Consider the following 12070-nt stretch of genomic DNA (forward strand, 5'->3'; position numbering starts at 1 on the left):
TTATTTAAAGAATTTTCTTTAAAATAAATTTGGAAATTCAAAAAACAATTCTGAATATTTGCACACGAAAAAAATAATAACCCTTTAAAACGAAGAAAAAATGTTTGTACTTACATCGACATCACAAAGCTTCACACCAAACGAATTTGGTGCAGCGATTCTTCGTGGCTTATTTCAATCTTAGAAAAATACATTTTTAGATATATAAAAAAGCCCGAAGACAATAAGTTTCGGGCTTTTTTTTATTCTAGACACTTCAAAATTTTCCCGAAAAACATTTAGTATTTATCCAAAAGATAAATGATTCCGCATGTTTATTTCATTTTGATTTCTTCCAGACTTCAATCTGATTTATTCTGCACAATAACATAATTAAACAATTTATGGGAAATAAATTATCTGGAAAAGACCTGATTAAATTGGGTTTTCCAAAAAACAATTCAATAAACATCGCCTTAGGGCAGATAAACAGATATAGAAAAAGAGAAAAAAAAGAATCTATTCTAACAGAAGCAAAAGATGTTTTGCTAAATCCTGAAAAGTACGAAGGGAACGGAACTTGGGGAAAAGTAGCTGAAGGGCTAATTAAACCTGTCCAAGTAAGGATGCATCAGCTTAAAAACACCAGAGCTCCTTTTAAAATTTTTGGTGAAAATGAAATTGATGAACAGGCAAAATTTCAATTGTACGATTCATTGAAACTGCCAGTTTCTGTTGCAGGAGCATTAATGCCAGATGCGCATTCGGGTTACGGATTGCCAATTGGTGGCGTATTAGCGACTGATAATGCCGTGATTCCATACGGAGTTGGAGTTGACATTGGCTGTCGAATGAGCCTTTCGATTTTTGATTTGCCCGGTTCTCATTTTAAAGGAAAAGAACATCAATTGGAAGCCATTTTAAAAGACAATACAAAGTTTGGAATGTATGAAACGCACGCTTCTCGTGTAGATCATGAGGTTTTTTATAATAGTGGATTTCAAGATATTCCATTATTGAAAAATCTTCTTCCAAAAGCCTATAAACAATTAGGAACATCTGGTGGAGGAAACCATTTTGTAGAATTTGGAATTGCTAAAATTGACAATCCTGAGAACGAATGGAAACTCGAAAAAGGCGAATATTTTGCTGTTCTTTCGCATAGCGGTTCTCGCGGATTGGGTGCTAACATTGCGAAGCATTACACGTATTTGGCAACAAAACAATGTCCATTACCCAAAAATGTGCAGCATTTGGCTTGGCTGGATTTGAATACGCATGATGGTCAGGAATATTGGCTGGCAATGAATTTAGCTGGAGAATATGCCAAAGCTTGTCATGATGATATTCACAGACGAATTGCTAAAGCAATTGGAAAAAGAGTAGTGGTGACAATTGAAAATCATCACAATTTTGCTTGGAAAGAAAATGTAAATGGTCAAGAAAGCATTGTGCATAGAAAAGGAGCAACTCCTGCTGGAAAAGAACAATTAGGAATTATTCCCGGTTCGATGACGGCACCTGGATTTATTGTAAAAGGCAAAGGAAATCCTGAAAGTCTGAATTCAGCTTCACATGGTGCAGGACGTTTGTTTTCGAGAGCAAAATGTAAAAGCACTTTTACGCAAAGTTTGATTAATAAAGAATTGAAGAAACACGAAGTGACTTTAATCGGTGGGAATATTGACGAAGCTCCAATGGCATATAAAGACATCACGAAAGTAATGGCGAATCAAACTGATCTAGTTGAAGTTTTGGGAACTTTTACGCCGAAAATTGTTAGAATGGATCGTTAAGAAGAAATTTAAAATGGAAAAAATAATTCAGATAACAGCGGGTCGCGGACCTGCAGAATGCACTTGGGTTGTTGCCCAAGTGCTTAAAAAAGTTTTGGAAGAAGCACAAGATCAGAATTTAGACGTGGTTTTGCTCCAAAGAGAAAAAGGAGAAGAAAACGGAACGATTGAAACCGCATCGATTTCTGTAAAAGGAAAGGATGTTGATGAGTTTGTGAAATCCTGGATTGGAACGATTCAATGGATTGGACAAAGCCAGTTTAGGAAAATGCATAAACGCAAAAACTGGTTTATTGGGATTTTTGAAATTGAACCACAGAAGAATGCCTCAGTTTCAGAAAATGATATTCAATATCAAGCCATGAGAAGTTCTGGAGCAGGAGGTCAGCATGTGAATAAAGTGAGTTCGGCAATTCGCGCAACTCATATTCCGACTGGAATTGCTGTTGTAGCAATGGACAGCCGTTCGCAGCACCAAAACAAAAAACTGGCAACAGAAAGATTAATTAAAAAACTAGAAGACGAGAAACTAGTGCAACTTAAAAATCATGTTGGAAAACAATGGGAAAATCAGCTCCATGTGGAGCGTGGAAATCCTGTGAGAGTTTTTACAGGAAGTGATTTTAAAAAGAACAAAGTAGAGAAAAGCTACAAAGGAACTCGTCAGAAACTAAAAAATGATTTAAGAAATGAAAACAACTGATAAATACCTTTTTCAAGCCTTGGATAATTATCCATTTTGGTTGGAAGGGACAATTGAATCTTTAGATTATGCTTTTTCTTATGATGATAAAAATACAATGGTTTTGTGTTTGTACGGAAGAATTCAAGCAGAACAATTAATGAATTATGAAGAGGCGAAATCTTATTTTCAGCAAGCTTTAGCGATTAATATTCATGCTCTTGAAGTATATCCGTATTATTTGAAAACGTTGATTTTAAATGAGGATTACGAAGAAGCACAAAAATTAATTGATTTTGCTTTAACTGTTAAAGGAATCAATAAATCAGAGATTTATATTAATAAAGCCATTCTGTTAGAAGCGCAAAATGAGTTTAAAAAAGCATTAGAAGAAATAAAAAATGCGAAACTTCATTTGTTGCAATTTAATTATGAGTCTGATATTACTGATGTAGAGAAAAGAATAGAGAATAAAATTGATTTGCTGAAAAAGAAGAAGGTGAAGAAATCTAAGAAAGGCTCTAAAAAGAAATCGAAATGATTATGAAAAAAAACGATGCAAATTTTGCATCGTTTTTTTAATATACATCAAGTTTGTCATTTCGACGAAGGAGAAATCTTCGCGAGAAGCTCGACAAAGATTTGATTTTCGTTGCGGATTTACTTGTGGAGATTTCTCCTTCGTCGAAATGACAATATTGTGGATAGTATTGTGAGATTAAAGAAAAGTTATTTCCAATGCAATTCCAAAGCAAAACACGTTTTTTCACTTTTTGTAATGCTGAAAGTTGCGGTTGTATGATCATCATCTTCACTTTCGTGAATTACAACATTATCATTGAGGGAAAGCTCTTTCATAAAATTCATTTCAAAGCTTTTAACTTCTTGTTTCATGATCCGTTTTGGATCAACATGATCAAGGCACCATTCCAAGTATTTTACGTTATTTACGTGATTTACAATATCTAAATCGGATAAATATACTGTTTTTTCAAAAACGGCTTCTTTTTCATGATTGATATTGATTTTTGAAAATCCTTCTTCTGTTGCTCTTTTTTCTGGAAATAATTCGAAATGTTCAAAAGGCAATGCTAAAGCTTCTGGACGACGTGCTTTGGTATTGAAAACGGCCCAATAGGTTTCGCTTCCCACGATCTTTTTTCCGTTTACATACATTTCCAAGGCACGGACAGAACGTGAATTTTCTAAACTGTTAATCCATGTTTTTACTGTTACAACATCTTGCCATTTTGGTAATGCTGTAATTTCAACGCGCATTCGGCTTAAAACCCATGCTTGGTCAAATTCTTGCATATCAGAAAAACTGATTCCGCCGACTTCAGAATGTGCAGCAGCGGTTAATTGTAAAAGATTGCATAAATCGGTATATTTCAAATAGCCGTTTGGCGTACATTGCGTGAAATTGATTTCCCAGTCTTTGCTTAAAACTGATGTGAAGTTGGGAGATATTGGCATTTTTAATTTTAGATTTTAGATTGTTGATTTTAGATTTTTCCTGCGGAAAATAGAGCAAAGATGAAAGAGGAAAGACTTTATTTTACTTTAGAAGATTTTCTATGTAATTTATAATTTCTTTTCTATCTGTTGCGTAATCAAACCATTTGGTGTTTTCGTTTCGTTTGAACCACGTTAATTGTCTTTTAGAGAATCTTCTGGTGTTCTTTTTGATTTCTTCTATTGCAAAAGGCAAAGTGAATTCTCCGTCAAAATAAGTAAATAATTCTCTATAACCGACCGTTTGAAGCGCATTTAACGCTTTGTTAGGATAAAGAGCTTCGGCTTCTTTTAATAATCCTTCGTTCATCATGATATCAACGCGCTGGTTGATTCGGCTATAAATGATTTCTCTATCGGCGTCTAAACCAATTAAAATAGGAGTGAAGTTTCGGTTGTTTTTCTTTAGATTTAAAAAAGAAGAATATGGTTTTTGAGAACCAATGCAAACTTCTACAAAACGCATCATTCGTTGTGGGTTTTGCAATGTCTGCGGATTTTCAGCTGTTATTTTTTGATAATATTCTGGATCTAAATTTTTCAGTTGTTCTTGAAGATATTCTATTCCAAGTTTTTCATAATTAGAATTTACTTCGAAACGAACGCTTGGATCGATTTCTGGAAATTCGTCGAATCCTTTTAAAATAGCATCGACATATAATCCTGAGCCTCCAATAAGAATTACGAAATCATTGCTTTGAAATAATTCTTCGATTTTTGCTAAAGCTTCTTTTTCATAATCGCCAACGGTATAATTTTCAAAAATAGATTTGTTTTGAATAAAATGATGTTTGGCTGAATTTAATTCTTCTTGGCTTGGAACTGCGGTTCCGATTGTCATTTCCTTGAAAAACTGACGGCTGTCACAAGAAACGATTTCGCATTTAAAATGTTGTGCCAAAGCAATACTCAAGGCTGTTTTGCCTATGGCTGTTGGTCCGACAATGGTAATTAGGTATTTCATATTTTTTAGCCCAGATGGAAATGGAAACCCCGGACTTATATTTGTTGAATTTTTTTGTATAAAAGAGCGACCAGCGGAAGCTCCTTTTATGCCTTAAAAAAATACAAATATAAGGAGGAGTTGGAATGTACAGCTGGATTAGCTTCTAAAATTAATTATTTGGCAGTTCGGTTCCGCATTCATAACAATATTTAGCGTTGTCAAAATGGACTTGGGACTGGCATTTCTTGCATGTTTTTTTACCGCTTACTGAATTGTTTTTTAGACTGCTTTTGGCAAATTCGGCAGTTACGATTCCAGTTGGGACAGCAATGATGCCATAACCTAAAATCATTACAAGTGCCGCAATAAACTGTCCTAGCGGAGTTTGTGGCGAAATGTCTCCGTAGCCTACTGTTGTTAAGGTTACAATTGTCCAGTAAATTGCCATTGGAATGCTGGTAAATCCTGATTCTTTGCCTTCGACTAAATACATAATAGTACCAATGATTACGGTACTAACGAGAACAAAATAAATGAAAACCAAAATTTTTTCTTTACTGGCTTCTATGGCTTCTTTTAATTGCAGGGATTGATGGTTAATCTGCGGAATATGCAAAATTTTGAAAAGTCGAAGGAAACGTAAGGCTCTTACTATTGATAGAATACTTGCTCCTGGAAAAAATATAGACAAATACATTGGTAAAACAGCCAGCAAATCGATGATTCCATAAAAACTGAAAATGTATTTGACGGGTTTTTGTATGGAGATAATTCTCAATGCATATTCGATGGTAAAGAATATTGTAATTATCCATTCACATATCAATAATTGTTGGTGATATTTAGAGCTTACGCCTTCAACAGTATCCAACATTATAAGAAGAACGCTCAGTAAGATTAAACCCAGCAATACTAAATCGAACATTCGTCCTAAAATGGTGTTTGTGCCATATAGTACGATTTTGACTTTTTCTCTGAAGATTTCGTATTGTGATTTTCTGTTTTTCATATCCTTAAAGATAATGAAAGTTTCGATTTGTTAAAAATGAAGTATTTTTAATGATTTGCTTTTGCGGATATAACTCTGAATGATATTCTTTACATCTCGATTATGCTGCATCGGAACCAGAATATTTTTTAAGATATCGATATTCGTGATTTGATAATTAAGATCGTAATAAGCATAACCTATATAAGTTCCGTTTTCGATTAAAATGGCACTTCTTTCGTTTACATTTCTTCCTCTGTCAATAAGAACCATGCTTTTGTTTTCAAAACTGTTTTCTGAGATGAATTGCTGTACCCTCAAATTATAAACTTCTGGAGTGATTTCGCCAATGCATGCTCCGTCACATTCTTTAATTTTATATTGAAAACACTCTTTTTTGGTTTGGTATAAACCTGTTAGTTTTTGGCACAAATGATATTTTGCCGTAATCTTAAAAAGCGCATTTTTGCCTTCTTGCAAAGAAACATAAGAAGTGATTTCTTTTTTACGTCCGTCTGCTTTTTCAAGTTTTAAATTGATATAGCCATTTGAATCTTTTTCGGCATATAACGCGACAGGAAAAACTGTTTTTTTCTGCGAACGATTGTATCGTGGACGATTTACTTTAACCTCTTGGCTTTCTTTTAAAAGTGCGATTAATTCGCTTCCAGTTTCGTCGTAAGTAATAGTAAAAACTTCCGCCTGAATTCGTTTGCTTTTGGTTGTAACTCCCGTAAAATGCTGATTGACTCTTTTTTTGATATTTTGGCTTTTGCCAATGTAAATTAATGTCCCATCTTCTTTGTAGATATAATAAACGCCTGTTTTAGCTGGCATTTGATTTAATATATCCAAGAATTTCGGAGAAATACCTTTTTCTACTTCGAGTTTTATAAAATCTTTTACGATGGTTTTTTCGACATCTTTTTCCAAAAGCATTTTGAAAAGCTTTGTCGTTGCCATTGCGTCTCCACTCGCGCGATGTCTGTCGGCCATAGGAATTCCGAGTGAACGGACTAGTTTTCCTAAACTGTAAGATGGTTGTTCTGGAATTAGTTTTTTGGCTAATTCTACTGTACAAAGTGTTTTAGCTTCGAAATCGTAACCTAAACGTCTGAATTCTGTACGCAGGATTCTATAGTCGAAAGAGGCGTTGTGAGCTACAATGACGCAATCTTGAGTGATTTCTATAATTCGTTTCGCAACTTCGTAGAATTTTGGAGCAGAACGCAACATAGCATTATTAATTCCAGTCAGTTTTACTACGAAAGGCTGAATCGGAATTTCAGGATTGACAAGGCTGATGAATTGATCAACTACTTCATGCCCATCAAATTTGTAGATAGCGATTTCGGTAATTCCCTCTTCATTAAATTGTCCCCCAGTGGTTTCTATGTCAAGTATTGCGTACAAATTAAGTGTTCAGTTTTTAGTATTCGGTTTGCTGTAGAAATGTATAGTTATACGCTTTACAGTCTTGGCTTTGAAATTATCTTCCTCCAAAAATGCTACTTCCAATGCGAACCATTGTGCTTCCGCATTCTATTGCCAATTGATAATCTCCAGACATTCCCATTGATATCGTGCTCAGACTGCAATTTTCAGTCTTCGGATCTTTTATCGAATCAAAAATGTTTTTTAAATGGGTAAATTCTTTTTTAATCTGGTTTTGGTCTTCAGTGAAAGTGGCCATTCCCATTAAACCTAAGATACGAATATTTTTCAATTCTTTAAACTCTGCAGAAGTTAAAAGTTCATTTAATTCATTTTCGTCCAAACCAAATTTAGATTCTTCTTCCGCAATGTAAATTTGAAGAAGACAATCTATTATTCTGTTGTTTTTTAAAGCTTGTTTGTTGATTTCCTGTAATAACTTCAAACTGTCAACGCCGTGAATTAAAGTCACATAAGGCGCCATAAATTTGACTTTATTGGACTGAACGTGACCAATCATATGCCATTGGATATCTTTTGGCATTTGCTCCCATTTTTCAGTCATTTCCTGAATTTTGTTTTCTCCAAAAATGCGTTGTCCAGCTTCATAAGCCTGCATCAAATCTGAGACAGGTTTTGTTTTTGAAACGGCTACAAGAGTAACATGTTCAGGTAAAATTGCTTTGATCGTATTTAAATTCGATTGAATCGACATGGTATTTTTTTTTATAAAAACTGCTTCGAGATTTTCTCTGCTTTTTTGCTTTCGCTATAATCGTAAAAACCTTCGCCAGATTTTACTCCAAGTTTTCCAGCTCTAACCATATTTACTAAAAGTGGGCAAGGAGCATATTTAGGATTTTTGAATCCGTCATACATTACATTTAGAATGGCTAAGCAAACATCAAGACCAATAAAATCAGCTAATTGAAGTGGCCCCATCGGGTGCCCCATTCCTAATTTCATTACGGTGTCAATTTCATAAACTCCAGCAACACCATTGTATAATGTTTCAATTGCTTCGTTTAACATTGGCATTAAAATTCTGTTTGCCACAAAACCTGGATAATCATTTACTTCTACAGGGACTTTCCCTAATTTTTCAGATAAATCCATGATGATCTTAGTTACTTCATCGCTTGTATTGTATCCGCGGATGATTTCAACTAATTTCATAATCGGCACCGGATTCATAAAGTGCATTCCGATAACGCGTTCTGGATGTGCTACAACAGCTCCAATTTGTGTAATTGAGATCGAAGATGTATTAGTTGCTAAAATAGTATTGTGCGAACAGTATTCGTTTAATTGTTTGAAGATGTTCAGTTTTAATTCAACGTTTTCAGTTGCGGCCTCAACGACTAAATCAACGCCAACAACTCCGTCTTTTAAATCTGTATAAGTAATAATATTGGTAATGGTTTTGGCAACATCTTCCTGAGTGATAGTTCCTTTAGACAACATACGGTCTAAGTTGGCAGCAATTGTTGCCATTCCTTTATCTAATGATTTTTCAGAAACATCGATTAATTTTACGGTAAATCCGCTTTGCGCAAAAGTATGAGCAATTCCGTTACCCATTGTTCCTGCTCCAATTACAGCTATTGTTTTCATTTTATGCTAGATATTTTTTTATGATTTAGCCACGAATTCACCAAATAATTCGTGAATTCGTGGCTATTTATTTTGATTTACTCTTTTTAAAACTATTTTTTGAAACAATCAATAATTTGATAAGCCACGCGTAATGCATCTGTTGCCTGCTCAAGTGTTACAACTGGAGTTGAATCGTTATTGATAGCATCTGCAAACGAATTTAATTCGTCTAAAATGGCGTTGTTTTGCTCAACATCTGGATTAGTGAAATAGATTTGTTTTTTTACACCTTCAGCATTTTGAAGAATCATATCAAAATCTCCAGGAACTTCTGGTGCGTCTTTCATACGAACCACTTCACATTTTTTCTCTAAAAAGTCAACAGAAATGTAGGCGTCTTTTTGAAAGAAGCGTGATTTACGCATGTTTTTCATTGAAATTCTACTTGCCGTTAAATTAGCAACACAGCCATTTTCGAATTCGATTCTGGCGTTGGCAATATCCGGAGTTTCGCTGATAACCGAAACACCACTTGCATTGATGCTTTTTACTTTAGATTTTACAACACTTAAAATAGCGTCGATATCGTGAATCATTAAATCCAAAACTACAGGAACATCTGTACCGCGAGGGTTAAATTCTGCTAAACGATGCGTTTCTATAAACATCGGATTTTCGATCATTTCCTTAGTAGCGATAAAAGCAGGATTAAAACGCTCTACGTGACCTACTTGACCTTTTACGTTATGTTCTTTGGCCAAAGCAATAATTTCTTCAGCTTCTTCAACTGTATTGGCAATTGGTTTTTCGATAAAGATATGTTTTCCTGATTTTATGGCAACCTTAGCGCATTTGTAGTGTGAAAGGGTCGGAGTGACAATGTCAATCACGTCAACAGCGTGAATAAGTTTTGCAATTGTGCTGAAATTTTTATAGCCAAACTCTTTTGAGATTCTTTCGGCATTTTCTTGATTTTCGTCGTAAAATCCAACTAATTCGTATTTGTCAGATTGTTGTAATAAGCGTAAATGTATTTTACCAAGATGACCAGCACCTAAAACTCCTACTTTTAACATGAGAATGTATTTTAAACAAAAATATAATTTATTTGTTTAACGTGAAAATGAATTTATCGAATTATTGGTTGTTGGTTGTTAGTTATTGGTTGTTGGTCGTTTGAAGTTTGCAGTTGATTGCTCCTTTTAATTTTATAGTTTGTCACCCTGAACGAAGTGGAAGGGCTTGGGCTCCACTTAACTCGACAGATAGTGATCTTTTGACTTTCGACTTTTGACTTTACACTTTATTATTTAAAAATCAATATTTGAAATCCTGTTTTGTTTCTTATTTTTGCGAAAATAAAACCTACCTATTTTGAAAGACACTGCCAAACATCAAGGACTTCGTAATCAATTAGTAACCACTTTAGAGCAAAAAGGAATTACTGATAGAGCTGTTCTGGATGCGATAAAAAAAATCCCGAGACACCTTTTTTTGAATTCTAGTTTTGAAGATTTCGCTTATCAGGATAAAGCTTTTCCGATTGGTGCAGGACAAACCATTTCTCAGCCTTATACAGTAGCTTTTCAGTCACAATTGCTTGAAGTTAAAAAGGATCATAAAATTTTAGAAATCGGGACTGGATCTGGTTATCAAACTGCTGTTTTGTTTATGCTTGGCGCTAAAGTATATACAGTTGAAAGACAAAGTGAATTGTTTAAAACGACATCGAATTTGTTTCCGAAATTAAACATTCGCCCCAAACACGTTACTTTTGGAGATGGATATAAAGGATTGCCAAATTTTGCACCATTTGACAGTATTATTGTTACCGCAGGGGCGCCGTTTATTCCGCAGCCATTAATGGCACAATTAAAAATAGGAGGAAGGCTTGTTATTCCGTTGGGAGAAGATGTTCAGATTATGACATTGTTAATCAGGAAAAACGAAACTCAATTTGAAAAACATGAGTTTGGAGAGTTTCGATTTGTTCCTTTATTAGAAGATAAAAATTAATGAGAAAGCCCGTTTTGAACGGGCTTTTTTATTGGGTAAGAATTGAAATATATCTTTCCAGACTTTCTTTTTCTTTTTGCGCTATAAACAGAAAAAAATCTTCTTTGTCTTTTTGGGTTTGAGCAATTTCTAAAGACTGGTAATATTGGATTCTTGTTTCATAATCTCCTTTAATATTGGCTATTGGATAACCTTTTTGCATCAGAATTAAATTCATTATTAATCTTGAAGTTCTTCCGTTTCCATCAATAAAAGGATGAATTGTAATTAAACGCTCATGCATTTCTGCGGCTAAAATAATAGGATGTAGTTTGTTTTTATTGATTTCATACCAAACAAAATATTGTTCCATTTCCTTTGAAACCATTAAAGGTTGTGGAGGCATGTGACTACTTCCCTGAATCATAACTTGAACTTTTCTGTAACGTCCTGCATCTTCCGGAATAATTCCGCGTAAAATTAGATTATGAATAGATAAAAGATCTCGTTCGTTTAAAGAGTTGTTTTTATTTATTAAATCTTTAATGAAGCCAATTGCTTCCTGATGATTTATAGCTTCAAGATGTTCCCGCATGCTTTTTCCGGAAATCGTCAAACCTTCATTGATTACCATATCTGTTTCACGAAGTGTCATTGTATTTCCTTCAATTCGATTGCTTTCAAAAGTATATTCCAATTCTAAAGTTTGTTTTATTTTAAAGCTGTCATACTGGCGATAAGAATCTAGTTTTTCTTTTAAGGCATCAATTTCTTTTAAGATTTTTTCTAAAGAAGTAGATAATTTAAGATTTGAAACCGTTTTATTGTATTTGATTTCGTCTTCAGCAACTTTTAATGCTTTTAAGGCAAGTTCGTCATCCCCAATTTCATAAAGAATCTTTTCTTTAAGCCAAGCAATCATTAAAGTTTCATAATCAATTTCTAAAAGTTGAGAAAGTTTAATAATTTGATCTTTGGTCGGTTTTCGTGTTCCAGATTCAAATTTACTGATTAAGGCTTGATCAATTCCGGCAAGTTGAGCCAATTCACGGGTTTTTAAGCCTTTCTGTTCTCTGGCGTTTTTTAATAAGGATTTCATTTAATGAAAATTTTAGTCTTGACAATTTTAGTCAATTTTT

General features: G+C 34.2%; 12 protein-coding genes. 4 read left to right on the plus strand and 8 right to left on the minus strand.

Annotated features, from left to right (window positions below; all coding sequences use genetic code 11):
- Positions 1-383 precede the first annotated feature (383 nt).
- Genes ACNRYB_RS13390 through ACNRYB_RS13400 form a run of 3 tightly spaced genes read left to right on the plus strand, consistent with a single transcriptional unit; the run spans position 384 to position 2998 of the window.
- A complete protein-coding gene (locus ACNRYB_RS13390) occupies positions 384-1775 on the plus strand; it encodes an RtcB family protein (protein WP_473727540.1) in 1392 nt (463 codons plus the stop codon).
- A gap of 13 nt (positions 1776-1788) precedes the next feature.
- Complete coding sequence (prfH, locus tag ACNRYB_RS13395) at positions 1789-2478, plus strand: peptide chain release factor H (RefSeq protein WP_473727541.1); 690 nt, start codon at positions 1789-1791, stop codon at positions 2476-2478.
- Positions 2465-2998 carry a hypothetical protein gene (locus tag ACNRYB_RS13400; RefSeq protein WP_433777805.1) on the plus strand — a complete coding sequence of 178 codons (534 nt, stop codon included), beginning with the start codon at positions 2465-2467 and terminating at the stop codon, positions 2996-2998. The genes prfH and ACNRYB_RS13400 overlap by 14 nt, the downstream gene beginning before the upstream one ends.
- Positions 2999-3186: 188 nt before the next feature.
- On the opposite strand, the gene ACNRYB_RS13405 is transcribed toward ACNRYB_RS13400, so the two are convergent.
- From ACNRYB_RS13405 to ACNRYB_RS13435, 7 genes are all read right to left on the minus strand, one after another.
- Complete coding sequence (locus ACNRYB_RS13405; RefSeq protein ID WP_473727542.1) at positions 3187-3933, minus strand: acyl-[acyl-carrier-protein] thioesterase; 747 nt, start codon at positions 3931-3933, stop codon at positions 3187-3189.
- Between the two features lie 82 nt (positions 3934-4015).
- A complete protein-coding gene (miaA, locus tag ACNRYB_RS13410; RefSeq protein WP_473727543.1) occupies positions 4016-4936 on the minus strand; it encodes a tRNA (adenosine(37)-N6)-dimethylallyltransferase MiaA in 921 nt (306 codons plus the stop codon).
- A gap of 151 nt (positions 4937-5087) precedes the next feature.
- Positions 5088-5927 carry an ion transporter gene (locus ACNRYB_RS13415; protein WP_473727544.1) on the minus strand — a complete coding sequence of 280 codons (840 nt, stop codon included), beginning with the start codon at positions 5925-5927 and terminating at the stop codon, positions 5088-5090.
- Between the two features lie 30 nt (positions 5928-5957).
- A complete protein-coding gene (locus ACNRYB_RS13420) occupies positions 5958-7319 on the minus strand; it encodes an exonuclease domain-containing protein (protein ID WP_343705990.1) in 1362 nt (453 codons plus the stop codon).
- Between the two features lie 76 nt (positions 7320-7395).
- The gene (locus tag ACNRYB_RS13425; RefSeq protein WP_473727545.1) at positions 7396-8055 is read right to left on the minus strand and encodes a YggS family pyridoxal phosphate-dependent enzyme; all 660 of its coding nucleotides are present in this window, start codon (positions 8053-8055) and stop codon (positions 7396-7398) included.
- Between the two features lie 11 nt (positions 8056-8066).
- Positions 8067-8954: a 3-hydroxyacyl-CoA dehydrogenase family protein gene (locus ACNRYB_RS13430; RefSeq protein ID WP_066035008.1), complete on the minus strand. Its 888-nt coding sequence runs from the start codon at positions 8952-8954 to the stop codon at positions 8067-8069.
- 92 nt (positions 8955-9046) lie between these two features.
- On the minus strand, positions 9047-10012 hold the full coding sequence (locus tag ACNRYB_RS13435; RefSeq protein WP_129749096.1) for a Gfo/Idh/MocA family protein: 966 nt from the start codon (positions 10010-10012) through the stop codon (positions 9047-9049).
- Positions 10013-10310: 298 nt separating this feature from the next.
- Between ACNRYB_RS13435 and ACNRYB_RS13440 the strand changes: the two genes are divergently transcribed.
- Positions 10311-10952 (plus strand): protein-L-isoaspartate(D-aspartate) O-methyltransferase, encoded by a 642-nt coding sequence (locus tag ACNRYB_RS13440; protein WP_012025429.1) that lies wholly within the window; start codon positions 10311-10313, stop codon positions 10950-10952.
- Between the two features lie 28 nt (positions 10953-10980).
- On the opposite strand, the gene ACNRYB_RS13445 is transcribed toward ACNRYB_RS13440, so the two are convergent.
- Complete coding sequence (locus tag ACNRYB_RS13445; protein WP_473727546.1) at positions 10981-12030, minus strand: Fic family protein; 1050 nt, start codon at positions 12028-12030, stop codon at positions 10981-10983.
- Between the last annotated feature and the right edge of the window lie 40 nt (positions 12031-12070).

The organism is Flavobacterium sp. CR10 (genome assembly GCF_055814415.1).

Coding starts and splice junctions, on each gene's coding strand:
- ACNRYB_RS13390 (WP_473727540.1), top strand. CDS start 384: ATGGGAAATAAATTATCTGGAAAAGACCTGATTAAATTGGGTTTTCCA.
- prfH (WP_473727541.1), top strand. CDS start 1,789: ATGGAAAAAATAATTCAGATAACAGCGGGTCGCGGACCTGCAGAATGC.
- ACNRYB_RS13400 (WP_433777805.1), top strand. CDS start 2,465: ATGAAAACAACTGATAAATACCTTTTTCAAGCCTTGGATAATTATCCA.
- ACNRYB_RS13405 (WP_473727542.1), bottom strand. CDS start 3,933: ATGCCAATATCTCCCAACTTCACATCAGTTTTAAGCAAAGACTGGGAA.
- miaA (WP_473727543.1), bottom strand. CDS start 4,936: ATGAAATACCTAATTACCATTGTCGGACCAACAGCCATAGGCAAAACA.
- ACNRYB_RS13415 (WP_473727544.1), bottom strand. CDS start 5,927: ATGAAAAACAGAAAATCACAATACGAAATCTTCAGAGAAAAAGTCAAA.
- ACNRYB_RS13425 (WP_473727545.1), bottom strand. CDS start 8,055: ATGTCGATTCAATCGAATTTAAATACGATCAAAGCAATTTTACCTGAA.
- ACNRYB_RS13430 (WP_066035008.1), bottom strand. CDS start 8,954: ATGAAAACAATAGCTGTAATTGGAGCAGGAACAATGGGTAACGGAATT.
- ACNRYB_RS13435 (WP_129749096.1), bottom strand. CDS start 10,012: ATGTTAAAAGTAGGAGTTTTAGGTGCTGGTCATCTTGGTAAAATACAT.
- ACNRYB_RS13445 (WP_473727546.1), bottom strand. CDS start 12,030: ATGAAATCCTTATTAAAAAACGCCAGAGAACAGAAAGGCTTAAAAACC.